The sequence below is a fragment of the Rhodospirillales bacterium genome (assembly GCA_016699855.1).
In the GTDB taxonomy this organism is placed as follows: domain Bacteria; phylum Pseudomonadota; class Alphaproteobacteria; order Reyranellales; family Reyranellaceae.
The window spans coordinates 3,109,465-3,133,711 of the sequence record CP064988.1; the positions used below are offsets into that span (position 1 = coordinate 3,109,465).

The 24,247-nt window shown below is 70.7% G+C and carries 25 protein-coding genes; 12 read left to right on the top strand and 13 right to left on the bottom strand.

Going from position 1 to position 24,247, the window contains the following annotated elements; genetic code table 11:
* Window positions 1-14: 14 nt before the first annotated feature.
* Window positions 15-1,922: a potassium transporter Kup gene (locus IPK81_14580; protein ID QQS15121.1), complete on the bottom strand. Its 1,908-nt coding sequence runs from the start codon at window positions 1,920-1,922 to the stop codon at window positions 15-17.
* A 374-nt stretch (window positions 1,923-2,296) separates the two neighbouring features.
* Here IPK81_14580 and IPK81_14585 point away from each other — a divergent pair, with 374 nt between their 5' ends.
* A complete protein-coding gene (locus IPK81_14585) occupies window positions 2,297-2,602 on the top strand; it encodes a cupin domain-containing protein (GenBank protein ID QQS10851.1) in 306 nt (101 codons plus the stop codon).
* Between the two features lie 14 nt (window positions 2,603-2,616).
* Here the strand turns inward: IPK81_14585 and IPK81_14590 are convergent, their stop codons facing one another.
* Window positions 2,617-3,402: a hpch/hpai aldolase gene (locus tag IPK81_14590; GenBank protein QQS10852.1), complete on the bottom strand. Its 786-nt coding sequence runs from the start codon at window positions 3,400-3,402 to the stop codon at window positions 2,617-2,619.
* 71 nt (window positions 3,403-3,473) lie between these two features.
* Between IPK81_14590 and IPK81_14595 the strand changes: the two genes are divergently transcribed.
* On the top strand, window positions 3,474-4,454 hold the full coding sequence (locus IPK81_14595; GenBank protein QQS10853.1) for a nitronate monooxygenase: 981 nt from the start codon (window positions 3,474-3,476) through the stop codon (window positions 4,452-4,454).
* A 24-nt stretch (window positions 4,455-4,478) separates the two neighbouring features.
* Window positions 4,479-4,982: a tryptophan-rich sensory protein gene (locus IPK81_14600; GenBank protein QQS10854.1), complete on the top strand. Its 504-nt coding sequence runs from the start codon at window positions 4,479-4,481 to the stop codon at window positions 4,980-4,982.
* Between the two features lie 15 nt (window positions 4,983-4,997).
* On the opposite strand, the gene IPK81_14605 is transcribed toward IPK81_14600, so the two are convergent.
* The gene (locus tag IPK81_14605; protein QQS10855.1) at window positions 4,998-5,264 is read right to left on the bottom strand and encodes an usg protein; all 267 of its coding nucleotides are present in this window, start codon (window positions 5,262-5,264) and stop codon (window positions 4,998-5,000) included.
* Between the two features lie 358 nt (window positions 5,265-5,622).
* On the opposite strand from IPK81_14605, the gene IPK81_14610 reads away from it, so the two are divergent.
* The 5 genes from IPK81_14610 (at window position 5,623) to IPK81_14630 (ending at window position 12,006) form a co-directional block, all read left to right on the top strand.
* Window positions 5,623-5,937, top strand: coding sequence for a co-chaperone GroES (locus tag IPK81_14610; GenBank protein ID QQS10856.1), 315 nt, complete (start codon window positions 5,623-5,625; stop codon window positions 5,935-5,937).
* Between the two features lie 64 nt (window positions 5,938-6,001).
* A complete protein-coding gene (gene groL, locus IPK81_14615) occupies window positions 6,002-7,645 on the top strand; it encodes a chaperonin GroEL (GenBank protein QQS10857.1) in 1,644 nt (547 codons plus the stop codon).
* A gap of 163 nt (window positions 7,646-7,808) precedes the next feature.
* Complete coding sequence (locus tag IPK81_14620; protein QQS10858.1) at window positions 7,809-8,837, top strand: aspartate-semialdehyde dehydrogenase; 1,029 nt, start codon at window positions 7,809-7,811, stop codon at window positions 8,835-8,837.
* 170 nt (window positions 8,838-9,007) lie between these two features.
* Window positions 9,008-10,564 (top strand): tetratricopeptide repeat protein, encoded by a 1,557-nt coding sequence (locus tag IPK81_14625; protein QQS10859.1) that lies wholly within the window; start codon window positions 9,008-9,010, stop codon window positions 10,562-10,564.
* Between the two features lie 5 nt (window positions 10,565-10,569).
* The gene (locus tag IPK81_14630; GenBank protein ID QQS10860.1) at window positions 10,570-12,006 is read left to right on the top strand and encodes a glycosyltransferase family protein; all 1,437 of its coding nucleotides are present in this window, start codon (window positions 10,570-10,572) and stop codon (window positions 12,004-12,006) included.
* Window positions 12,007-12,019: 13 nt separating this feature from the next.
* Here the strand turns inward: IPK81_14630 and IPK81_14635 are convergent, their stop codons facing one another.
* From IPK81_14635 to IPK81_14670, 8 genes are all read right to left on the bottom strand, one after another.
* Window positions 12,020-12,799, bottom strand: a complete 780-nt coding sequence (locus tag IPK81_14635; GenBank protein ID QQS10861.1) for a class I SAM-dependent methyltransferase — start codon at window positions 12,797-12,799, stop codon at window positions 12,020-12,022.
* Window positions 12,800-12,808: 9 nt separating this feature from the next.
* Window positions 12,809-14,077, bottom strand: a complete 1,269-nt coding sequence (locus IPK81_14640) for a glycosyltransferase (protein QQS10862.1) — start codon at window positions 14,075-14,077, stop codon at window positions 12,809-12,811.
* Window positions 14,078-14,144: 67 nt separating this feature from the next.
* On the bottom strand, window positions 14,145-14,927 hold the full coding sequence (locus tag IPK81_14645; protein ID QQS10863.1) for a succinate dehydrogenase iron-sulfur subunit: 783 nt from the start codon (window positions 14,925-14,927) through the stop codon (window positions 14,145-14,147).
* 28 nt (window positions 14,928-14,955) lie between these two features.
* Entirely contained in the window at window positions 14,956-16,806 is a 1,851-nt protein-coding gene (locus IPK81_14650; GenBank protein ID QQS10864.1) for a succinate dehydrogenase flavoprotein subunit, read from the bottom strand.
* A 4-nt stretch (window positions 16,807-16,810) separates the two neighbouring features.
* Window positions 16,811-17,194 carry a succinate dehydrogenase, hydrophobic membrane anchor protein gene (gene sdhD / locus IPK81_14655; GenBank protein QQS10865.1) on the bottom strand — a complete coding sequence of 128 codons (384 nt, stop codon included), beginning with the start codon at window positions 17,192-17,194 and terminating at the stop codon, window positions 16,811-16,813.
* Between the two features lie 4 nt (window positions 17,195-17,198).
* Window positions 17,199-17,597, bottom strand: a complete 399-nt coding sequence (gene sdhC / locus IPK81_14660; protein ID QQS10866.1) for a succinate dehydrogenase, cytochrome b556 subunit — start codon at window positions 17,595-17,597, stop codon at window positions 17,199-17,201.
* A gap of 172 nt (window positions 17,598-17,769) precedes the next feature.
* Entirely contained in the window at window positions 17,770-18,429 is a 660-nt protein-coding gene (locus tag IPK81_14665; GenBank protein QQS10867.1) for a glutathione S-transferase family protein, read from the bottom strand.
* A 105-nt stretch (window positions 18,430-18,534) separates the two neighbouring features.
* Window positions 18,535-19,149 (bottom strand): glutathione S-transferase family protein, encoded by a 615-nt coding sequence (locus IPK81_14670; protein ID QQS10868.1) that lies wholly within the window; start codon window positions 19,147-19,149, stop codon window positions 18,535-18,537.
* Window positions 19,150-19,255: 106 nt separating this feature from the next.
* On the opposite strand from IPK81_14670, the gene gcvA reads away from it, so the two are divergent.
* Window positions 19,256-20,170, top strand: a complete 915-nt coding sequence (gene gcvA, locus IPK81_14675; protein ID QQS10869.1) for a transcriptional regulator GcvA — start codon at window positions 19,256-19,258, stop codon at window positions 20,168-20,170.
* Window positions 20,171-20,177: 7 nt separating this feature from the next.
* On the opposite strand, the gene IPK81_14680 is transcribed toward gcvA, so the two are convergent.
* Both IPK81_14680 and IPK81_14685 read right to left on the bottom strand, forming a co-directional pair.
* Window positions 20,178-21,227 carry a MaoC family dehydratase gene (locus IPK81_14680; protein ID QQS10870.1) on the bottom strand — a complete coding sequence of 350 codons (1,050 nt, stop codon included), beginning with the start codon at window positions 21,225-21,227 and terminating at the stop codon, window positions 20,178-20,180.
* 23 nt (window positions 21,228-21,250) lie between these two features.
* Window positions 21,251-22,129: a CoA ester lyase gene (locus IPK81_14685; protein QQS10871.1), complete on the bottom strand. Its 879-nt coding sequence runs from the start codon at window positions 22,127-22,129 to the stop codon at window positions 21,251-21,253.
* A 90-nt stretch (window positions 22,130-22,219) separates the two neighbouring features.
* On the opposite strand from IPK81_14685, the gene pdxY reads away from it, so the two are divergent.
* The 3 genes from pdxY (at window position 22,220) to IPK81_14700 (ending at window position 24,241) form a co-directional block, all read left to right on the top strand.
* Window positions 22,220-23,089, top strand: a complete 870-nt coding sequence (pdxY, locus tag IPK81_14690; protein QQS10872.1) for a pyridoxal kinase PdxY — start codon at window positions 22,220-22,222, stop codon at window positions 23,087-23,089.
* 10 nt (window positions 23,090-23,099) lie between these two features.
* The gene (locus IPK81_14695) at window positions 23,100-23,789 is read left to right on the top strand and encodes a LysE family transporter (protein QQS10873.1); all 690 of its coding nucleotides are present in this window, start codon (window positions 23,100-23,102) and stop codon (window positions 23,787-23,789) included.
* A 62-nt stretch (window positions 23,790-23,851) separates the two neighbouring features.
* Complete coding sequence (locus tag IPK81_14700; protein QQS10874.1) at window positions 23,852-24,241, top strand: hypothetical protein; 390 nt, start codon at window positions 23,852-23,854, stop codon at window positions 24,239-24,241.
* Window positions 24,242-24,247 lie beyond the last annotated feature (6 nt).

A 24,247-nucleotide genomic window follows, 5' to 3' on the forward strand; every position in this document is an offset into this window, starting at 1 on the left:
GTCGCCGCGCGGCCTCAGACCTCGACCTGGCCGCCGAGCTCGACCGCGCGGCCGGGCGGGATGCGGAAGAACACCTTGCTGGCCAGCGCCGTGGTCGACAGGAAGATGAACAGCGCCTGCCGCCACGCGCCCAGCGGCGAGCGCGCCGCCGGCACCAGCGTCTCGCGCCCGAGGAAGAACGAGGTCTGCATCTCGTCGTAGGGCAGCCCGTGCGCCTTGCAGCTGGTCAACGCCGTCGGCACGTCCGGCCGCTCCATGAACCCGTAGCGCGCCACCACGGCGTGGAAGCCCTTGCCCAGCCGGCGCACCTCGATGCGCTTGTCGCGCGCCACCCTCGGCACGTCGACGGTCAGCACCTGCAGCAGGATGATGCGCTCGTGCAGCACCTTGTTGTGCTTGAGGTTGTGCAGCAGCGCCAGCGGCACGGTGTCGATGTCGCCGGTCATGAACACGGCGGTGCCGGTGACGCGGGTCGGAATGCCGCGCATCGTCGACAGGAACAAATCGACCGGCAGCGCGTCGCCGTGCAGCTTCTCGTAGACCAGCGCCCGGCCGCGGCGCCACGTCGAGATCACGAACCAGGCGAACAGCGCCATGGCGAGCGGGAACCAGCCGCCGTCGGGGATCTTGATGGCGTTGGCGGCGAGGAAGGCGACGTCGATCAGGCCGAGCGCCGCGAACACGCCGAACGCCGCCCAGCGGTTCCACTTCCAGATCGAGACGGCGACGATGGCGGCCAGCACCGCGTCGATGGTCATGGCGCCGGTCACCGCGATGCCGTAGGCGCCGGCCAGGTTGCTCGAGGATCCGAAACCGATCACCAGCGCGATGACGCCGGCCATCAGCAGCCAGTTGACGCGCGGCACGTAGATCTGCCCGATCTCCGTCTCCGACGTGTGCTGGATCTGCATGCGCGGCAGCAGGCCGAGCTGGATCGCCTGCTGGGTCAGCGAGAAGACGCCGGAGATGACGGCCTGCGAGGCGATGATCGCGGCCATCGTGGCCAGCGCGATCATCGGGATCAGCGCCCAGCCCGGCGCCATCTCGTAGAATAGGTGCTCCAGCGCCGTGGGCTCGCGCAGCAGCAGCGCTGCCTGGCCGAAATAGTTGAGCATCAGCGCCGGCAGCACCAGGCCGAACCACGCCAGCCGGATCGGCCGGCGGCCGAAATGGCCCATATCGGCGTACAGCGCCTCGCCGCCGGTCACCGCCAGCACGATCGCGCCCAGGGCGACGAAGGTCTGCCAGCCGAGCGAGCCGATCAGCGCCACGCCGTACATCGGGTTGATCGCGGCCAGCACGCCCGGCGTCTGCGCGATCTGCCAGGCCCCCAGCGCGGCCAGCGTGGCGAACCACACCAGCATGATCGGGCCGAATAGGCGGCCGACCCGGCCGGTGCCGCGCGACTGGATGACGAACAGCCCGCCGAGGATGACGACCGCGATCGGCACGACATAGGTCTGGAGGCCGGGCTGCACGAAATCGATGCCCTCGATCGCGCCCAGCACCGAAATCGCCGGCGTGATCAGCCCGTCGCCGAAGAACAGCGCGAGGCCGAGGATCGACGCCAGCAGGATCAGCGCGCGGCCCTTGGCCGCGCCCGGCGGCAGCGCGTTCGACGCCAGCCGCGCCAGGGCGAGCACGCCGCCCTCGCCTTTGTTGTCGGCGCGCAGGATCAGCACGACGTATTTCACGGTGACGGTCAGCAGCAGCGCCCACAGCGCCAGCGACACGACGCCCAGGACGTGCGCGGGCTCGCGCACCGACAGGCCGCTGGAATGCGCGAACGCCTCGCGCATGGTGTAGAGCGGGCTGGTGCCGATGTCGCCGTAAACCACCCCCAGCGCCCCGAGCATCAGGGCACGGAGCGCGTCCTTGTGTCGGTGGTCGGCGGCGCTGTCGGGATTGTGCTCGGGCAGCATCGCGTCGCGGGTCGACACGCCCGGCGCGCCCGGCGCCATCGCGGCGCGCGGGTCGTCGACCAGCGGATCCGGCGCCACGGGCGAGTCCGTGGCCGGACGCTCGCCGGCGACCGGCGCCGTGGCTCCGTTCGCCGCGTCCGATGCGTCGCGGGGGGCGCCGTCGAGGGTCGTCATTCGCACTCGGATCTTCGACCGAAGGACCGGATCATCCACCCGCCCCCGGCGGATCGCAATGACCCGCCGATGGCGGCCGGCGCGGGGTCATGCTCCCGGGGCGCCGCCGAGTCAAGGCGTCGAACCGACGCCGCCGGACGCCGGTCCGCACCGCGATAGCCCCGTGCTAGCGTCGCGGCCCGACATCCACGAGGCCCGCCATGGAACGAACCGAGGACCGAGACCGCCCGATGGCCGTCCCGACGCGCCAGCTCGAGACCGACCGCGCCATCGTCACGATGTGGCGGTTCGCGCCCGGCGCGCACACCGGCTGGCACCGGCACGGCCACGACTACGTGGTCGTGCCGACGACCTCCGGCAGCCTGGCGATCTGGAACGGGACCGTGCTGGTCGAGGCGGCGATGACCGCCGGGGCGTCGTACTGCCGCGCCGCCGGCGTCGAGCACGACGTGATCAACCCGGGCCCCGGCGAGTTCGCGTTCGTGGAGATCGAGTTCAAGCCCTGACGGGGCCGGTCCCGTCAGGACCGGCAGGCCGCGCGCAGATCGGAGACGCCGCGCGACAGCGCGGTCTGGAACAGCCCGACATCGTGCGAGATCGACAGGAAATCGAAACCCTGCGCGTGCAGAGCGGCGCATTCCTCGACCGTCGCGGCGAGGCGCCCCGCCGATTTTCCATGGCGCCGGCAGGCCGCCAGGGTCAGGTCGACGGCGCGGCGGAAATCGGGGTGCTCGAAGCGGCCGGGGATGCCGAGGCTGACCGACAGGTCGAAATGCCCGACCCACAGCACGTCGACGCCGTCCATCGCGGCCATCGCGTCGGCGGCCTCCGCGCCGCTACCGTTCTCGATCTGCAGCATCACGATGGTGCGCGCGTTGTGGGCGGCGAAATGCTCCGGCAGCGGGGTCGACGGCGGCGTGAAGCGGTCGTGCGCGAAGCCCATGGCGACGCCGCGCTTGCCGTCGGGATGGTACTTCGCGACGTCGAGCACGTGGCGCGCCTCCTCGGCCGAGCGCACCATGGGCACCATGATGCCGTCGGCGCCGGCGTCGAGGACGCGCGAGATGTCCTCGCGCCGCTGCGAGGGCACGCGCACGACGACCGGCAGAGCCGCGGCGCGCATCGAGGCGACCGCGGCGCGCACCGTGTCGAAGCCGAAGCCGCTGTGCTCCATGTCGAGCACGGCGTAGTCGGCGCCGGCCGCCTTCACGATCTGGCCGACCCCCGGCGTCGCGAACTCGAAGATGAACGTGCCGATCTTCGGCGCCGCCGTGCCGACATGCGCGCGCAATCCAGTGTCTGCCATCGATCCCTCCCTCTTGCCGGACGCTAGCGCCCGCTCTAGGGCTGGGGCAAGCGCCGGCCCGTGGAGGCAGCATGTCGATTCCGGACGATCTCGCCCGACGTCTCACCCTGCCGCTGATCGCGGCGCCGATGTTCCTCGTGTCCGGCGTCGATCTCGTCGCGGCGGCGTGCGCGGCCGGCGTCGTCGGCTCCTTCCCGACCGTCAACTGCCGCTCGGTCGAGGAGCTCGACGCCTGGATGTCGGAGATGCGGCGGCGGATCGCCGAGGCGGAGGGTGAGTCCGGACGCGCCGCCGCGCCGATCTGCCCCAACCTGCTGGTGCATCCCTCCAACACGCGGCGCGACGCCGACGTCGCGGCGCTGGCGCGCCACCGCGTCGAGCTGGTCATCGCCAGCGTCGGCAATCCAAAGCCGGTGGTCGCGCCGCTGCGCGACATCGGCTGCAAGGTGTTCGCCGACGTCGCCTCGTTGCGCCACGTCGAGAAATGCCTGGAGGCCGGCGTCGACGGGCTGATCCTGCTGACCGCCGGCGCCGGCGGCCAGACCGGCCAGGCCAATCCCTTCGCCTTCGCGCGCGCCGCGCGCGCGATGTTCGACGGCCCCATCGTGCTGGCCGGCGGCGTGTCCGACGGCCACGCGCTCTACGCCGCGCGCGCCCTGGGCTGCGACCTCGCCTACATGGGCACGCGGTTCATCGCCACGCGCGAGAGCATGGCGAAGCCGGCCTACAAGGAGATGCTGGTGTCGTCGCGGCTCGACGACGTGCTGCTGAGCCGCGCCTTCACCGGACTGGAGACCAACATGCTGCGGCCGTCGATCGTGGCGGCCGGGCTCGATCCCGACGCGCTGCCGGCGCGCGGCGCCATCGATGTCGCCAAGGACATCGACCGCGGCGCGCGCGAGAGGGCCGAGGCGTCCGGCGCGCGGCGTTGGACCGATATCTGGAGCGCCGGGCATTCGGTGTCCGGCGTCACGGACGTGCCGTCGGTCGCGCAGCTCGTCGCCCGCACGCGGGACGAGTACGACGCCGCGCGCGCCGCGGCGTCGCGCTGATCTCCGGCGGCGGGAGGGATCGGCATGCCTTCGAATCGGACCCCTGCGCCCGCGTCCCGGTCCTGGGGCGCGCTCGCGCTGTGCCTCATAGCCGTCGCGCTGGTCGCGGGCCTCGGCGCGCGATTCTCGCCGGCGGTCGATCCCGCCTGGTACGCCGCGCTTCGCAAACCCGGCTTCAATCCGCCGGCGTGGCTGTTCGCGCCGGTATGGACGACGCTCTACGCGATGATGGCGGTGTCGTGCTGGCTGGCGTGGCGCGCCGCGGCCGGGCCGGTGGCGCGATACCGCGTCGCGGCGCTATGGACGCTGCAACTGGCGTTGAACGCCGTCTGGACGCCGCTGTTCTTCGGCCTCCAGCGCGTCGATCTCGCGCTGGCGGACATCGTCGCGCTCGATCTCGCCGTCGTGGCGACGATCATCGCGTTCCAGCGCGTCTCACGCGTGGCCGCTTGGCTGCTCGCGCCCTATCTCGCCTGGATCAGCTTCGCGACCGCCCTGACGGCGGCGATCTGGCGGCTCAATCCCTGACGACGGCGGCGATTGTCAGTGCAGATGCAGCAAGGCGTCGGCGTGGCGCAGATCGGCTGGTTGGATCAGCCCCGCGTTCGCGACGCGGACGCGGTGCAGCTTGCCGTCGAGATTGCGCTCCCAGAACTCCAGGAATCGGTTCAGGACGGGGAAGCGCGGCGCGATATCCAGATCCTGCCAGACGAAGGTTTGAAGCACGTGCCGGTGGTCCGGCATCCAGTAGAGGATCTCGGCCGTGGTCAGCCGGTAGTCTCTGAGCTGCTTCTCGAATGCGATCGACATGAGCCAAGCTCCATCATCAGTGCATCCGAGGGAAGGGTCTCATGCGTCATCCAAAAATTCAAATATTATCCATATATATCAATTCATTAGCAGCCTATGGACATGATTGCTGCCACAAAATGTAGTGTGGCGCAAATGACACGCGGCGACATTCCTAGTGGCCGGTCCTCCTATTTCAGCACAATGCTAAGTGACGGAAATATAACGAAAATCCATTTTGATGTTGTCCCTTGACTCCGCGCGGCCGGAACCCTAAATCCCCGGCGCGCGTTGGCACTCGTTTGAGCAGAGTGCTAACAGTCGCCTCGAATGCCGTCCCGTTCCGGGGCTGTCGAACGACAATCTGAGGAGGATATTCATGCAGTTTCGTCCGCTGCACGACCGCGTCGTGGTGAAGCGCGTCGCGGAGGAGGAGAAGAGCAAGGGCGGGATCATCATCCCGGACACCGCCAAGGAGAAGCCGATGGAAGGCGAGATCGTCGCCGTCGGTCCGGGCGCCCGCGACGACAAGGGCGTGCTCGTCGCGCTCGACGTCAAGGTCGGCGACCGCGTCCTGTTCGGCAAGTGGTCCGGCACCGAGGTGAAGCTCGACGGCGTCGATCTCCTGATCATGAAGGAGAGCGACATCATGGGCATCCTCGAGGCCACCAAGGCCGTGCGCAAGGCCGCCTGATCCGCCGCGCGCCACGCCGGCGCGCCCGTTCAAAATCCAGAGATTTCCCGAAAGGTAGAAGACCATGGCTGCTAAAGACGTGAAATTCGGCGGCGACGCCCGCGACCGCATGCTGCGCGGCGTCGACATCCTCGCGAACGCGGTGAAGGTGACGCTCGGTCCGAAGGGCCGCAACGTCGTGATCGACAAGTCGTTCGGCGCGCCGCGCATCACCAAGGACGGCGTCACCGTCGCCAAGGAGATCGAGCTCGCCGACAAGTTTGAGAACATGGGCGCGCAGATGGTGCGCGAGGTCGCGAGCAAGACCAACGACGTGGCCGGCGACGGCACCACGACGGCGACCGTCCTGGCCCAGTCGATCGTCCGCGAGGGCGCCAAGCTGGTCGCCGCCGGCATGAACCCGATGGACCTCAAGCGCGGCCTCGACCTGGCCGTGACTGCGGCCGTCGAGGACATCAAGAGCCGCGCCAAGAAGATCACCACCTCCGACGAGGTGGCGCAGGTCGGCACGATCTCGGCCAACGGCGAGGTCTCGATCGGCAAGATGATCGCCGAGGCGATGAAGAAGGTCGGCAACGAGGGCGTCATCACGGTCGAGGAGGCCAAGAGCCTCGAGACCGAGCTCGACGTCGTCGAGGGCATGCAGTTCGACCGCGGCTACCTGTCGCCGTACTTCATCACCAACGCCGACAAGATGACCACGGAGCTCGAGAGCCCGTTCATCCTGCTGTTCGAGAAGAAGCTGTCGGGCCTGCAGGCGATGCTGCCGGTGCTCGAGGCGGTCGTGCAGTCGACCAAGCCGCTGCTGATCATCGCCGAGGACGTCGAGGGCGAGGCGCTCGCCACGCTCGTCGTCAACAAGCTGCGCGGCGGCCTCAAGGTCGCGGCCGTCAAGGCGCCGGGCTTCGGCGACCGCCGCAAGGCGATGCTCGAGGACATGGCGATCCTGACCGGCGGCCAGCTGATCAGCGACGACCTCGGCATCAAGCTCGAGAACGTCACGCTCGACATGCTCGGCAAGGCCAAGCGGGTTCTCATCCAGAAGGAGAACACGACGATCATCGACGGCGCCGGCAAGAAGGCGGACATCCAGGCGCGCTGCGGCCAGATCAAGGCGCAGATCGAGGAGACGACCTCGGACTACGACAAGGAGAAGCTCCAGGAGCGTCTCGCCAAGCTGGCCGGCGGCGTCGCCGTCATCAAGGTCGGCGGCTCGACCGAGGTCGAGGTCAAGGAGCGCAAGGACCGCGTCGACGACGCGATGCACGCGACCCGCGCCGCGGTCGAGGAAGGCGTCGTCGCCGGTGGCGGCTCGGCCCTTCTCTACGCCGTCCGCGCGCTGGACAAGCTGAAGGCGGCCAACCCCGACCAGAAGGCGGGCATCGACATCATCCGCCGCGCGCTGCAGGCGCCGGTGCGGCAGATCGTCGACAACGCCGGCCATGACGGCTCGGTGGTGGTCGGCAAGCTGCTGGAGTCGAAGGACACCAACTTCGGCTTCGACGCCCAGAAGGGCGAGTACGTGAACATGATCAAGGCCGGCATCATCGATCCGACCAAGGTCGTGCGCACCGCGCTCCAGGACGCCGCCTCGGTGGCCGGCCTGCTGATCACGACCGAGGCGATGATCGCCGACCGGCCGGAGAAGAAGGCCCCGCCGATGCCGGGCGGCGGCATGGGCGGCATGGGCGGCGACATGGACTTCTAGTCCGCCGTCCGGTCCCGCAAGGATCGAACGCGAAGGCCGGGGAGCGATCCCCGGCCTTTTCGTTTGCCGACCGCGCGGCTGGACGGCCGGCGGCGGTTGAAGTATTTATGGGCGCAACGCGGGCCGCTCCAGCCGGTCCGCGGTTCTATTTGGAGAAAGGGCTATGGGGTACAAGGTCGCCGTCGTCGGCGCGACCGGCAATGTCGGGCGCGAATTCCTGTCGATTCTCGCGGAGCGCGGTTTCCCGGTGGACGATCTCGTCCCCCTGGCCTCGTCGCGCTCGGTCGGTCAGGAGGTCTCGTTCGGCGAGAAGACGATCCTCAAAGTCCGCGACCTCGAGAAATTCGACTTCAAAGGCATCGACATCGTGCTGTCGTCGCCCGGCGCCAAGGTGTCGGCGGTCCACAGTCCGCGCGCGGCCAAGGCCGGCGCCGTGGTGATCGACAACACGTCGCATTTCCGCATGGATCCCGACGTCCCGCTGGTCGTGCCCGAGGTCAATCCGCGGGCGATCTCCGGTTGGACGCGCAAGGGCATCATCGCCAACCCGAACTGCTCGACCATCCAGATGGTTGTGGCGCTCAAGCCGCTGCACGACGCCGCCACGATCCGGCGCGTGGTGGTGTCGACCTACCAGTCGACCTCCGGCGCCGGCAAGGACGGCATGGACGAGCTGTTCAACCAGACCAAAGGCGTGTTCGTGAACGACGGCATCGTGCCGCAGAAGTTCACGAAGCAGATCGCGTTCAACGTGATCCCGCACATCGACGTGTTCATGGACGACGGCTACACCAAGGAAGAGTGGAAGATGGCCGCCGAGACCAAGAAGATCCTCGATCCGAAGATCAGGATCACGGCGACCTGCGTGCGCGTGCCGGTGTTCGTCGGCCACTCGGAAGCGGTGAATCTCGAGTTCGAACGTCCGCTGGACGCGACCGAGGCGCGGGCGATCCTGTCGAAATCGCGCGGCGTCGTCGTGCTCGACCGCCGCGAGGACGGCGGCTATGTCACGCCGGTCGAGATCGCCGGCGAGGATCCGGTGTACGTCAGCCGCATCCGCGACGACGAGACGATCGAGAACGGCCTGAACCTCTGGATCGTCAGCGACAACCTGCGCAAGGGCGCGGCGCTCAACGCCGTGCAGATCGCCGAGGAGATGGTGAAGGGCCACCATCTCAAGGCCGCCGCCTAGCGGGTCCGGAGATCGTCCGGACCAGCCCCCGGCGTCCCGCGCCGGGGGCTTTTTCATGGCCGGAGCGATCGGCCCCGCCAAGCCCTTGAAATCACCCGCAAAGATTCCCGTATATTAAGTTAAGAAAATGGTATAAATAATTGAATTAGAAAGATTTTGAGTCAGGATCAATGAGCGACGACTTCGAGTGGCTGCCGCGGGGTGTGGCGCCGGTTTCGATGACGCCCGTCGCGCCGGCGTCACCGTCTCCGCCGTCGGTCGTGGCCGCGACGCCGTCCACGCCGATCACGATCCGCCCGACCGCCGGTGGCGGCAAGCCGCGCGTGACCGTGGACGACCTTCGCCGCTGGATGCGCGACGCCTTCGACAAGCAGCAGAAGGACGACCTCGACGGCGCCATCCTCGACTACCGGCGGGTGCTCGCCGTCCAGCCCGGCAACCGCGCGGCGTGGGGCAATCTCGGCGTCGTCTACCGCAAGGCCAAGCGGCCGGAGATGGCGGTCGCCTGCTACGTGCGCGCGCTCGACGGCGACGAGGGCAACGCCGGCGTCGTGGGCAATCTCGGCAACGCCTACAAGGACCTCGAGCGCTACGACGAGGCGCTGGAGTGCCATCGCCGCGCCATCGCGCTCGATCCCAAGGCGATCGGCCTGCTGCACAACTACGGCGTGGCGCTGTCGGAGGCCGGCAAGGCGGCCGAGGCCAAGGCGGTGTTCGACCGCGTCATCGCCAGCGAGCCGGACCACACCGACGCGCACTGGGACCGCGGCATCGCCTCGCTGCGCATGGGGCACTTCACGCGCGAGGCGTGGGACGACTACGACTGGCGCTGGAAACTGCAGGAGCTGGCCAACTACAAGCCGCCGACGCGCGCGCCGGTGTGGCGCGGCGAGCCGCTCGAGGGCCGCACGCTCATGGTCTATTCCGAGCAGGGCTTCGGCGACACGCTGTTCGCGCTGCGCTACCTGCCGCGCCTGAAGGGGATCGACGGCAAGGTCGTCCTGCGCTGCCAGCCCGATCTGATGCGCCTGGTCGGCGAGGTCGGTGGCTACGACGAGCTGTCCTCGGCGCGCGAGGCGCCGCCGCCGCACGATCTGGCGATCCCGATCATGAGCCTGATCGGGCGCTACACGAAGTCGATCGACGAGATTCCGCCGCCGCCGAAGCTGACGATCCCCGCCGGCGCCGGCGCCAAGGCGCGCCCGCGGCTGGCGTTGGCCGGCGACCGCTTCAAGGTCGGCATCGTGTGGTCGGGCAGCGTGACGTTCCGCGGCAACTCCAAGCGCGCCGTCGGCCTCGAGCGGTTCCTGACCTTCGCCGGCGTGCCCGGCGTGCAGCTCTTCAGCCTCCAGAAGGGGCCGCCCTACGAGGAGTACCGCCAGCAGGCGCCGCATCCGCTCGTGGTCGACCTCGGCTCGGCGTTCGACGATTTCGCCGACACCGCCGCGATCATCCGCGAGCTCGACCTGGTGCTGATGACCGATTCGTCGGTCGCCCATCTCGCGGGCTCGCTCGGCGCCCCGATCTGGGATCTCGTCAACTACAACACGTACTGGATCTACTTCCAGGACCGCGACGATTGTCCCTGGTACCCGTCGATGCGGCTGTTCCGCCAGCGGGCGGCGGGCGACTGGGACGAGCTCTTCGACCGCGTGCGGGGCGAGCTGGCGCGGCATGTGACCGAGGTGCGGCGCGCGTCGGGCGCCGCGGAACGGAACGCGCGGTGAGGGACGTGACCGGATTCGGCGACGATGGCGGCGACGGCGCGCGGGGCGCGCCGGCCGGCGATCTGCGCCAGTTGTTCCAGAGCGAGGACGAGAGCTTCCACCAGCAGATGCGGCTGGCGGCGGCGGCGCACCGCGCCGGGCGGCTCGACGAGGCGATCGGCGGCTACCTGCGCCTGCTGACCGCGCGGCCCTACCACGCCGAGCTGCACAACAACCTCGGCGTCGCGCTGCGCCTGATCGGCAAGCTCGACGCCGCCGTGTCGCACCACCGCGTGTCTCTGGCGCTCGACGCCGAGAACGCCGCGCTGCAGTCCAACCTCGGCAACGCCCTGCGCGCCGCCAACCAGCTCGACGAGGCGGTCCGCCACCATTTCCGCGCCGTCACGCTGCGGCCGGACTACGCCGAGGGCTTCTTCAACCTCGGCCTCTGCCTGCGCGACCTCGGCCGCATCGACGAGGCGCTGGGCTGCCTGACGCGGGCGCTGGCGCTGGCGCCGGAGAACGGCCGCGCCCGCGTCGAGATCGCCGTCGCGCGGCTGATGCGCGGCGAGTTCGCGCGCGGCTTCGCCGACTACGAGTGGCGCAAGCGCCTCGACGACGTGCCGCCGCCGGAGTTCCGCCAGCCGGCGTGGGACGGCGGCGACATCGCCGGCCGCCGCGTGCTGCTGTATCCCGAGCAGGGCCTGTCGGACGCTTTGATGTTCGTGCGCTACGCGCGCGACCTGAAGCGGCGCGGCGCCACTGTGCTGGTGCTGTGCCAGGCGCTGCTCAAGGAGCTGCTGCTGCGGCTCGACTACGTCGACACCGTCGTGGCCGAGGGCGAACCGCTGCCTGAGTTCGACCTGCACGCCTCGCTGCTGTCGTTGCCGCATCTCTGCGGCGTCGACGTCCCGGCCGCCGCCGCCGAGGAGCCTTATCTGCGCGCGCCCGACGAGCCGCGGGTCAAGCTCGGCCGCCTGCCGCGGGCGCGTCTGCGGATCGGCATCTACTGGGCGGCGATGCCCGGCCAGCAGATGGACCGCCAGCGTTCGGCGCCGTTCGCGCGCTTCGCCGGGCTGGCCGGCGATCCGGAGATGCTTTTCTTCAGCCTCCAGGGCGGCGCGGCGCAGAAGGACATCCAGCAGGCCGGCGCCAACGGTCTGGTGCACGACGTCGGCCGCGGCATCTTCGACTTCGCCGAGGCGGCCACGGCGCTGGCGCAGCTCGATCTGCTGATCACCGTCGACGCGCCGATCGCCCATCTCGCCGGCGGCATGGGCATGCCGACCTGGCTGCTGCTGCCGAACGTGGCGGACTGGCGCTGGATGCACGGCCGCGACACCAGCCCGTGGTATCCGACGTTGCGGCTGTTCCGGCAAAGCGTCCCGGGCGAGTGGAGCGACGTGTTCGAGCGCGTGCGCGTCGAGCTCGAGGCGCTGAAGGCCGTCGCCCCGGCGGAGTGACGCCGCCGGCGGGTCATCCCACGGGGGTCGCCACGCAGTACAGCACCTGGTACGCCGTGTCGGGACGGTCGGCGGGGATCGGCACCGGCGCGACGTAGGGCGCCTCGTCGCCGCGCAGCTCCGCCGGCATCGGCGCGAGCTTGCCGAACACCAGACGGCGCAACCGTTCCTTGCCGGCCATCGTGCCGGGCATCAGCCCCAGCTTGCCGGCGAGGGCCTTGACCGGCGCCAGCGCGCGACGCCGCAGGCCGGCTTCAGCGACGGGCGCGCCGCCTAGAAAGGTCATGTTGAATCCCGCCGCCGCGAACAACGCCGCCAGCTCCGGCGGGTCGTGGTAGGCGACGCTGTGCGGGCTGGGCGTGAAGCCGAGCAAGCTTTTGTTCGCCGTGCACAGAAGGACCTCGCCGCCGGGCCGCAGCACGCGGCGCGATTCCGCGACGAAGCGCTGAGGCGCGGCGAGGTAGTAGAGCGCCTCGAACATCACGACCACGTCGAACGAGGCGTCGGCGAACGGCAGCTCCTGCGCGTCGCAGCGTCGCAGCTGAACGCGGTCGCCGTAATGGCCGCGCGCGACGGAGAGGATCGTCTCGTCGATGTCGCCCGCGACGACCGAGCGCGCGCGGGCAAGGAACATGCCCAGGCCGGCGCCGGCGCCGCAGGCGACGTCGAGCACGTCCTTGCCGGCGCACCGGCCGGCGGCCCAGACGTAGCGCTGCACCAGACGCTCAAGTTGCGCCCGGCTGATCGGCGCGGCCGGTAGCTCGGTGACGTCGGTGAAATCGGGAGCGATCATCGCCCGATCCTACGCGCCGCCGCGTCTGGCGCGCGCCAGGCGTTCGACATGGTCGATCATGCGGCCGTACACCGTCTCGGCGCGCAGCCGCGCGTCGAACACGGCGCGGGCGGCCGACCGGCGCGCGGCGAGCCGTTCCGGATCGTCGCCCAGCGCGACCAGCGCGCGCGCGAGATCGGCGGCGTCGGACTCGGCGTAGCGTTCGCCGCAGCCCGTCTCCTCGATCAGCGCGCCGGCGACGCCGCCGAGGCTGGCGACCACCGGCAGCCCGGCCGAGAGGTACTCGGCGAACTTGTTGGGCAGGGTCGCCGACAGGTCCGGCCGGCTGGCGTAGGGCAGCAGCCCGACATCGGCGCGCTCCATCAGCGCATGGATCCCTGCGCCGTCGACCCAACCCGGCGTCACGACATTGGGCAGCGCCGCCGTCATCGCGCGCAGCGCCGGCTCGCTGGGTCCGGCGCCGCAGAGCACGAAGAGTATCCGTCCGCGCGCCGCCGCCGGCAGCGCCGCCGCCGCGCGCGCGACCACCTCGACGTTGGCGCGCGCGCTGATGTTGCCGAAGAAGCAGCAGACGAGTCGGCCGTCGCGCGGACCCAGCATGCGATCCCAGCGGCCGCGCGCCGCGTCGAGCGCGTCGGCCGGATAGTCGGGCGCGGGATAGGCCATCGGATAGGCGGTGTCGTCGGGCCCGCGGCGGCGCGCCGCGATCGCCAGCGCGCGGTCGATCAACGGATCGCTGGCGCCGAACACCGCGTCTACGGCGCGCAACGCGGCGGCCGCCTGGCGGTAGAACGGCGCGGCGGCGACGCGCGCCAGCGGCCGCAGCGGCGCCGGCGCCCACTCGACCCAGACGTCGGGCCACAGGTCGCGGATGTCGGCGACCACGGCGGCGCCGCGCGCGTGGCCGACCGCGGCGGCGTCGCGCACCAGCTCGATCAGGGGATAGGACACGAGGATCGCGTCCGGCGGCGCCTCGCCGGCGGCGACGCGGCGGAACTCGGCGGCGACGTCGCGGTTCGAAAGGATGCGCTGGAGGCCGACGTTGCGCGCGTAGAGGCGGCCGTCGAGACACCACGCCGCCAGCCGCGGCTCCAACTCCAGCCGGGTCGAGCGCTCGAATCGGCGGCGGCGGGCGGTGTGGTCGACGTTGGCGTTCCACCACACGACGTCGTGGCCACGCGCCGCCATCATGCGCGCCACCACGCCGCTGCGCAGCAGCCGGGGCGCGCCGGGATCGGTCGGCATCGGCTCGGCGTTGGTGACGACCCAGATCCGCATCGCGCTGGTGGTATCCGTTTCGGCCGGACCCGCGCGCCGCGACGGATGCGGGGCTACGCGGCGGGCGTCAGCCCGCGCGCTGGAGCATCATGCGCTTGATGTCGGCGATCGCCTTGGCCGGGTTGAGACCCTTGGGGCAGGTCTTGGTGCAGTTCATGATCGTGTGGCAGCGGTACAGCCGGAACGGATCCTCGAGCTGGTCGAGCCGCTCGCCGATCGCCTCGTCGCGCGAATCGACGATCCAGCGGTAGGCCTGCAGCAGCACGGCCGGGCCGAGGTAGCGGTCGCCGTTCCACCAGTAGCTGGGGCAGCTCGTCGTGCACGAGAAGCACAGGATGCATTCCCACAGCCCGTCGAGCCTGGCGCGCTCCTCCGGCGACTGCAGCCGCTCGCGCTCCGGCGGCGGGGAGTCCGTCTTGAGCCACGGCTCGACCGACGCGAGCTGCGCGTAGGGGACCGACAGGTCGGGCACCAGGTCCTTGACCACCGGCATGTGCGGCAGCGGGTTGATCCTGACGTCGCCCTTCACCTCGTCGATGAACTTGGTGCAGGCCAGCGTGTTTGTGCCGTCGATGTTCATCGCGCACGAGCCGCACACGCCCTCGCGGCAGGAGCGGCGGAAGGTCAGCGTGCTGTCGATCTCGTTCTTGATCTTGATCAGCGCGTCCAGGACCATCGGCCCGCAGGCGTCCATGTCGACCTCGTAGGTGTCGACGCGCGGATTCTTGTCGTCGTCCGGGCTCCAGCGGTAGACCTTGAACGCCTTGACGTTCTTCGCCTCGGCGGGCGCCTTGTAGACGTCGCCGTCCGGGCGGACCTTCGAGTTGGCGGGCAGGACGAGTTCGACCATCAGACTTACTCCGGAGCCTTCGCGGCGCTCAGTACACGCGCGCCTTGGGCGGGAACGACTGGACCTCGTTGGTCATGGGCTGCAGCTTGACCGGCCGGTAGTCGATCCTCGTGCCGCCCTTCTCGTCCACCCAGATGATGGAGTGCTTGAGCCAGTTGACGTCGTCGCGCTCGGCGTAGTCCTCGCGCGCGTGCGCGCCCCGGCTCTCCTTGCGGTTCACCGCCGAGCGGATCGTCGCCTGGGCCTGGCCCAGCAGGTTCTCGAACTCCAGCGTCTCGACCAGGTCGGAGTTCCAGATCATCGAGCGGTCCTTGACGCGGATGTCGTCGCGGCCGCCGTAGACCGCGTCGATCTTGACGCAGCCCTCCTCCATCGTCTGCTGCGTGCGGAACACGGCGCAGTCGTTCTGCATGGCGCGCTGCATGCTGGCGCGCAGCTCGGCGGTGGCGGTGCCGCCCTTGGCGTGGCGCAGCCGGTCGAGCCGCGCGATCGCCTCGTGGCCGGCGTCGGCCGGCAGCGTCTTGTGCGCGGCGCCCGGCGTCATCGTCTTCTCGACGCGGTTGGCGGCGGCGCGGCCGAAGACCACGAGGTCGAGCAGCGAGTTCGAGCCCAGGCGGTTGGCGCCGTGCACCGACACGCAGGCCGCCTCGCCGATCGCCATCAGGCCGGGCACCGGCACGTCGGGATCGTCGCCGCGCTTGGTGACGACCTCGCAGTGCACGTTGGTCGGGATGCCGCCCATGTTGTAGTGCACCGTCGGCTGCACCGGGATCGGCTGCTTGGTGACGTCGACCCCGGCGAAGATGCGCGCCGTCTCGGCGATGCCGGGCAGGCGCTCGTGGATCACCTTGGGATCGAGATGGGTGATGTCGAGCAGGACGTGGTCCTTGTTCGGTCCGACGCCGCGGCCCTCGCGCACCTCCAGCGTCATCGAGCGGCTGACCACGTCGCGCGACGCCAGGTCCTTGGCGGTCGGCGCGTAGCGTTCCATGAAGCGCTCGCCGCTGGCGTTGCGCAGGATGCCGCCTTCGCCGCGCACGCCCTCGGTGATCAGGCAGCCGGCGCCGTAGATGCCGGTCGGATGGAACTGGATGAACTCCATGTCCTGCAGCGGCACGCCGGCGCGCAGCGCCATGGCGCTGCCGTCGCCGGTGCAGGTGTGCGCCGACGTCGCCGACTGGTAGGCGCGGCCGTAGCCGCCGGTCGCCAGCACCACCATGTGGGCGCGGAAGCGGTGGATCGTGCCGTCGTCGAGGTTCCACGCCATGACGCCGCGGCAGACGCCCTCGTCCATGATCAGGTCGAGCGCGAAGTACTCGATGAAGAACTCGGCGTGGTTGCGCAGCGACTGCTGGTAGAGCGTGTGCAGGATGGCGTGGCCGGTGCGGTCGGCGGCGGCGCAGGTGCGCTGCGCGATGCCCTTGCCGAACTCCGTCGTCATGCCGCCGAACGGCCGCTGGTAGATCTTGCCCTCGGGCGTGCGGCTGAACGGCACGCCGTAGTGCTCGAGCTCGATGATCGCGGGCACCGCCTCGCGCACCATGTACTCGATCGCGTCCTGGTCGCCGAGCCAGTCCGACCCCTTGACGGTGTCGTACATGTGCCAGCGCCAGTCGTCCTGGCCCATGTTGCCGAGCGCCGCCGAGATGCCGCCCTGCGCCGCCACCGTGTGGCTGCGGGTCGGGAACACCTTGGTGATGCAGGCCGTCTTGAAGCCCTTGTTGGCCATGCCGAACGTGGCGCGCAGACCCGCGCCGCCGGCGCCGACCACGACGACGTCGTAGACGTGGTCGACCACGTCGTAGGCGCGGCCGCCGATGTTGACGGCGCCCGGCTTGCCGTCGCCCTTGCCCTTGCCGGAATCCTGGTCGAGCGGCATGGCGTCAGCCTCCGAACGCGATCTTGAAGATGGCGACCACGGCCGCCACGGCGAGCAGCGCCGCCGCGAATTTCACCACGAGGATCATCGCGATCTTCGCGCCCTCGGCGTGGATGTAGTCCTCGATCACGACCCGCAGGCCGAGCGCGCCGTGCCACAGGCCGGCGGCCACCGTCAGGATCAGCATGACCATGGTGACCGGCGAGGCTATCCAGGCGCGCGCCTCGGCCTGGCCGGCGGGCGCGTGGAGCGTCAGCGAGACGGCGAGCCAGACGACCAGCAGGACCAGCGCGACGGCGGTGACGCGCTGCATCCACCAGTGGTGCGTGCCGCTCCTGGCGGAGCCGAGGCCGCGGACGCGGGCGACGGGGGGACGGAGATCGGCCATGGCGCTACCTCATCGTCCCGGCGACGAGCCAGCACCCGACCGAGCACACGAGCGTGGCGGCGAGCACCAGCCAGCCGCTGCGCTCGGCGTCCTTGATCTCGAAGCCGTGACCGGCGTCCCAGAACAGGTGCCGGATGCCGTTGAACAGGTGGTAGAACAGGCACACCGTCCAGCCGAACAGGCAGATCTTGCCGATGATCGAGCCGTTGATCGCCGCGACGCGCTCGTACCAGCCGCCGCGCGACGCCGCCGCGCAGATCCAGACGACGAGCCAGACCAGACCGGCCGACAGCGCGACGCCGGCGATTCGGTGGCTGATCGAGAGCACCGACGTCATCTGCATCTTGTAGACCTGCAGATGCGGCGACAGGGGCCGGCTCACGGGCCGGTTCGCGGAACTCATGCCATACCCCGGAAAACGACGGTGCCGGACGCGGTGCGGACGGGCGTCCGCCGTCTGTCCGGCCGATGAACCGCAGTTTAGCCGCCGGTCCGGTCAAGTCAATGAATCGTGCGCGCCAGTGCGTTTCGTCGCGCAACGGATGGCGCGACGTCGTATCGAACGCGCGGACGATCTACGCCGGCTCGGCGTCGCGCTTGGCCCACATCGCCTTGAACGCCGGCCGCGCCTGGCAGGCCGCCAGCCACGCCTTCACCCGCGGCGCGGCGTCGAACAGCTCCGACGCCGCCGACGCGTAGCGCACGACCTCCGCGACATTGATGTCGGCCACCGTGAAGCGGCCGCCGACGAGGAAGCCGGTCGCGGCCAGCGCCTGGTCGAGCACCGCGAAGGGCCCGCGCAACGCCTCGACGGCGGCGTCGGCGATCTTCCGGTCGGGTTCGCCGGACGGCGGCCTGGCGGCACGGTGGTAGACGATGAGGATCGCCTGCGGCTCGACCTCCGTCGCGGCCCAAAGCGTCCACATCGCCATCTGCCCGTCCTCGGCCGCCGTCGCCGCTGCCAGCGGGCCGCCGTGCTTGCGCGCGAGGTAAAGGTTGATCGCCAGTGATTCGTGCAGCACCAGCCCGTCGTCGTCGATCGACGGGATGTGCCCGTTGGGATTGACCTTGAGGAACGCCGGCGACTTCGAGTGGAGCGGCGCGTCGACTGCGCCGGGATCGGCCAGACGGTAGTGCTGGATCACCGGCACGTGGCGGAACGGCACGCCCAGCTCGTCGGCCAGCCAGATGTTGCGCGAGGCGCGCGAGCGATAGACGCCGTAGATCGTCAGCATGGATCGTTCTCCGTCGAGGTCGGTGCGCCGCGGCGTGTCGCACGCGCGGGCGCCGAGTTCAACCGGTCCGCCGCGGCCGTTGCGGAACGCAACGCTATGCCGCGCTCACGCGTGCGCCGGCGTCAGCATGGCGACGTGGCCCGGCTGCGCCGCCACGCGCGCCAGCCAGCCGCGCACGGACGGGAACGGCGCGAGATCGATGCCCGCCTCGTCGGCGCGGTGGGTGTAGGCGTAGAGCGCGATGTCGGCGATCGAGTAGCCGGCGCCGGCGAAGAACGGACTCGCCGCCAGCCAGGCCTCCATCACGCCAAGCGCGTCGCGGCCCTGCTTCTGACGCTGCGGCAGCTCGGCGCGGCGCGGATGGTCGGCCGGCAGGTGGCGCAGGATGAAGCGCGGCGTGGCGACGTAGGGCTCGTGGCTGTACTGCTCGAAGAACATCCACTGCAGGGCGCGGGCGCGGCCGATCCGGTCGGCGGGAACGAACGGCGTGCCTTCCGCGAGATACCACAGGATCGCGTTCGACTCCGCGAGGCAGGCGCCGTCCTCGAGCTCCAGGGTCGGGATGCGGCCGTTGGGGTTGCGCGCGAGGAACGCCGGCGTGCGCGTCTCGCCCTTCATGATGTCGACCTCGACCAGCGCGTAGCGGATTCCGAGCTGCGCCAGCAGCAGGCGCGCCTTGTAGCCGTTGCCGGAATCGGCGTAGTCGTGGAGGGTCAGCATCGGATTCTCCGGGGCTCGTCGGTCGGCCGAGACAATCGTCGAGTTTAAATCCGGCTGCAAATAGGAACTCCTTTCGTCGAGGCCCGGAAATTCCTATGCTCGTGAGATGCCACGCCGCCTTCCACCCCTCAACGCGCTGCGCGCCTTCGAGGCCGCCGCCCGCCACGGCGGCATCGCCCGGGCCGCCGACGAGCTCGGCGTCTCGCCATCGGCGGTCAGCGAGCAGGTGCGCCTGCTCGAGCTGCGGCTGGGCGCGCCGCTGTTCCGCCGCCGCGCCCGGGGCGTGACGCTGACGCCCGAGGGCGCGGCGCTGCTGCCGGGATTGTCGGAGGGCTTCGACCGGTTGGCCTCGGCCAGCGAGGGCGTCGGCGACCGGCGCCGGCGCGGCCGCGTCTCGGTGAGCCTGCTGCCGTCGCTCGCCGCGGCGTGGCTGGTGCCGCGGCTGCGCGATCTGCGCGCCGAGCTGCCGACCATCGACCTGCACGTCAAGGCGCAGCGCCATATCGTCGATTTCGCGCGCGAGGACGTCGACATCGCGATCCGCTTCGGCGCCGGTCCGCACCGCGACCTGTGGAGCGCGCCGCTGATGGGCGAGATCGTGTTCCCGGTGTGCAGTCACGCGCTGGCGCACGGGCCGCGCCCGCCGCACACAATGGCCGATCTGCGGCGCTTCACCTTGCTGCACGACGTCGACGCCTTTCCCCGCCAGCCGTGGATGAGCTGGCCGGCGTGGTTCGCGCGCGCCGGGCTGGCGGAGCGCGACGCCGGCGCCGGCCTGTTCTTCGACGATTCGATGGTCATCCTCGCGGCGGCGATCGACGGCCAGGGCGTGGCGCTGGGCCGCGGTCCGATGGTGCGCGATCATCTGGCGCGCGGACGGCTGGTGCGTCCGTTCGAGGCGGAGTGGACGGCGGAATGGCGCTACTGGATCGTGGCGCCCCCGGCGCATCTCCGGCGTCCGGCGGTGCGCGCCGTGGTCGACTGGCTGGTGGTGCGCGCCGGCGTCGAGCCCGGCGGCTGACCGGCGGTCAGCGCGGCATCAGCGCCCAGTAGTCGAGATCGAGCACCACCGACGGATCGGTCCGGCCGTCCGCGCCCTTGTCGGGGAAGGCGGCGGCCGGCGCGTTCTTGACGGCGAGCGTGCGCAGGCGCAACGCGCCGACGTCGCCGCGGCCGGGGATCTCGGCCTTCTCCTTCACCTCCGACCACGCGTAGATCGTGTCGCCGGCGAGCGTCGGATTGGTGTGGCTGCCGGCGTTGATGGCGGCGATCTTGAAGGCGTTGGCGAGACCGTTGAACGACAGCGCGCGCGCCATCGAGATCACGTGGCCGCCATAGATCAGCCGGCGGCCGAAGCGCGTCGACGCGGCCAGAAGCTGGTCGAAATGCACCTTGGCGGTGTTCTGGTAGAGGCGCGTGGCGATCATGTGCTCGGCCTCCTCGATGGTCATGCCGTCGACGTGGTCGATGCGCTCGCCGGCCGCGTAGTCGCCCCAGCGGTGCGGCGCGCCCGCGAGCGCCGCGTCGTAGGCGCGCAGGTCCAGACCGTCGGGCAGCGCGAGATCGGCCGCCGCGACGGCGGGCGCCAGCTTCGGCACGTCCGGCGGCGCCACGACGGCCCCCTTGTCGCGCTTGCGCACCATCACCCAGCGCACGTAGTCGAGGACGGCGGCGCCGTCCTGGTTGCGGCCGGTCGAGCGCACGTAGACCACGCCGCTCTCGCGGTTGGCGTTCTCGCGCAGGCCGATCACCGTGGAGCGCGTCGACAGCGTGTCGCCGGGATGGACCGGCGCGAGGAAACGGCACTCGGCGTAGCCGAGATTGGCGACGGCGTTGAGCGAGACGTCCGGCACCGTCTTGCCGAACACGATGTGGAACACCAGCAGATCGTCGACCGGCGCGCGCGCCAGGCCGGCGGCGCGCGCGAATTCGTCCGACGACTGCATCGCGAAGCGCGTGCCGTAGAGCGCGGTGTAGAGCGAGACGTCGCCCGTCGTGACCGTGCGCGGCGTGGCGTGCGCCAACTCCTGCCCGATCCGGAAATCCTCGAAGAAGTTGCCGGTGTTGGTCTTGGTCATCGCCCGCGCCCCGTCGACCGCCGTCAGCCGGCGGCGAGCTCCTCGATCGCCGCCGCCAGCGCCAGCGCGCGCTGCGCCTGCTCGACGTGCAGGTTCTCGATCATGCGGCCGTCGACCGTGACGACGCCCTTGCCGGCGGCGCGCGCGGTCTCGAAGGCGGTCACGATCTTGCCGGCCATGGCCAGCTCGGCGGCCGTCGGCGCGAACGCCTCGTTGCACGGCTCGACCTGGCTGGGATGGATCAGCGTCTTGCCGTCGAAACCCATCTCGACGCCCTGGACGCAGACCGCGCGGAAGCCCTCGGAATCCTGGATGTCGTTGTAGACGCCGTCGAGGATGGCGATCCCGTAGGCGCGGGCGGCCAGCATGCCGATGCCCAGCGCCGTCACCATCGGCAGGCGCATCGGCGTGTGGCGGGCGCGCAGGTCCTTCACCAGGTCGTTGGTGCCCATCACGATCAGGGCGAGCCGCGGCGAGGCCGAGACGATCTCCTCGGCGTGGAGGAAGCCCTTGGGCGTCTCCATCATGCCCCATACGGCCATGTCCGGCGGCGCGCCGGCCTCGTCGAGCAGCTCGACGACGGCGGTGACGTCGGCGGCGCACTCCAGCTTCGGCACCAGCACGGCGTCGGCGCCCGAGGTGGCGGCGGCGAGCACGTCCTCGCGACCCCACGGGGTGGTCAGGCCGTTGGCGCGGATCACGATCTCCCGCTTGCCGTAGGATTTGCTCGCGGCCGCCGCCACGACGTTGGCGCGGGCGGCCTCCTTGGCGTCGGGCGCCACGGCGTCCTCGAGGTCGAAGATCAGCGCGTCGGCCGGCAGGGTGCGCGCCTTCTCCAGCGCGCGGGTGTTGGCGCCCGGCATGTACAGGACGCTGCGCCGCGGACGGACGGTCTGGGTCATGTCGGAAATCCTCTCCCCCCCGAAAGCGCGGCGGACTATATATCGAACGACCGGCGGGACAACCGTCGCGATGGCCGACCAGTCCGGGCGATGCGAATCCTGTCGATCCAGTCCCACGTCGCCTACGGCTATGTCGGCAACCGTGCCGCCGTTTTCCCGTTGCAACGACTGGGCCACGAGGTCTGGGCGGTCAACACGGTCGATTTCTCCAACCACACCGGCTACGGCGCGTGGCGCGGACGCGTCGCGGGCGCCGACCAGGTGCGCGAGGTCGTCGAGGGCGTGCGCGAACGCGGGGTGTTTCCCGGCTGCGACGCCGTGCTCACCGGCTACCTCGGGGACGCGGCGCTGGGCGCCGTCGCCATGGACGCGGCCCGCGCGGTGCGCGCCGCCAATCCCGCCGCGGTGTGGTGCTGCGACCCGGTGATCGGCGACGTCGAATCCGGCGTCTTCGTGCGGCCCGGAATCGCCGAGTTTTTCCGCGATGTGGCCATTCCGGCGGCGGACATCGTCACGCCGAACCATTTCGAGCTGGAATTGCTGACCGGCCGCACGGTCGCGACCCTGGCCGACGCCGTCGACGCCGCCCGCACGTTGCTGGGCGTCGGCGCGGCCGGCCACCATCCGCGCGTCACGCTGGTCACCAGCCTGCGCCGAGCCGCCGCCGCGGCGGACACGATCGAGATGCTGGCGGTGACGGAACGGGCGGCGTGGACGGTCGCCACGCCGCTGCTGGCGTTCGATCCCGCGCCCAACGGCACCGGCGACGCGGTCGCGGCGCTGTTCCTGGCGCGCTGGCTGGAGACGCGCGACCCCGGCGCCGCGCTGGGGTTCGCCGCCTCGGCGATCTTCGCCGTGCTCGCCGCCACGGTGGCGGCGGGCGGCCGCGAGCTTCGGCTGGTCGAGGCGCAGGACGCGATGGTGGCGCCGCCGCGCCGCTTCGACGCCGTCCCGGTCTGAGGCGCCGCGCGTGCCGCCGATCGACATCGCCCCGCTGTTCCTCGTCATCGAAGGCTCGATCATCGGATTCCTGATCGCGCTGCCGATCGGGCCGGCGGGAATCCTCTGCATCCAGCGAACGATCACCGCCGGCACCATCGCCGGCTACGTGACGGGCGTCGGCGCGGCGATCGGCGACGCGGTGTTCGGCGGCGTGGCGGCGTTCGGCCTGAGCTTCGTGGCCGAGTTCATCTCGCGCTACGAGAGCTGGATCCGGGGCGTCGGCGGCGCGATCCTCGTCTGGCTGGGCTGGTCCTACTTCCGCCACCGCCCGCGCAACATCGGCGATCCCGTCGCCGCCGACACGGCGCATCCCTACGTCACCTACGCCCGCTACCTCAGCTCCAGCTTCTTCATCACGATCTTCAATCCGATCACCGTGATGGCGTTCGGCGCGGTGTTCGCCGGCCGCGGGCTGAGCAACGTCGGCGGCGACGCCACCTCCGCGACGGCGCTGATCGCCGGCGTCTTCGCCGGCGCGCTGGCGTGGTGGGCCTGCCTCTGCCTGATCGCGTGGATGGCGCGGGTCTGGTTCGAGGGCGGCGGCCTGTTGTGGTTGAACCGCGTCTCGGGCGCGGCGCTGGGCGGCTTCGGGCTTCTGGGCGTGATCTCGATCCTGCCTGTGGACTGGAGGGCGTTGCGCGCGCTCGCCGGAATGTGACGGTGCGCGGGCGTCGCGTCCGACGTAAGGTCCGGTCCGTGCGAAGCGGGCGGGAGCGGGACATGGCCACGATTCTGACGGACCAGGGCGAGCACGATGTCGCGGCGCGCGACGGGTTGTGGGTCGGCGGCGCCGACGCCGAGCGCGCGCTCGGCTGGACGCTGAAGCCCGAGGGCATGTGCCGCGGCGACGTGTGCGTGCCGTTGCTCGCCGCCGAGACGCGCGACGGCCGCGTCGACCTCGCGGCGTTCTGGCGCCGGCTCGGCCATCCCGTGGTCCGCGCCGAATCGGGCGACGTCTGGTCGCTGGGCACCGGCGCGGCGACGCGGCGGGAGTCCTTGGAGGGCCTCGCCGCGCCGGATTTCACGCTGGCCGGTCTCGACGGCGCGCCGCGGTCGCTGTCGGAGCTGCGCGGCCGCAAGGTGTTCCTCACCACATGGGCCAGTTGGTGAGGCTGC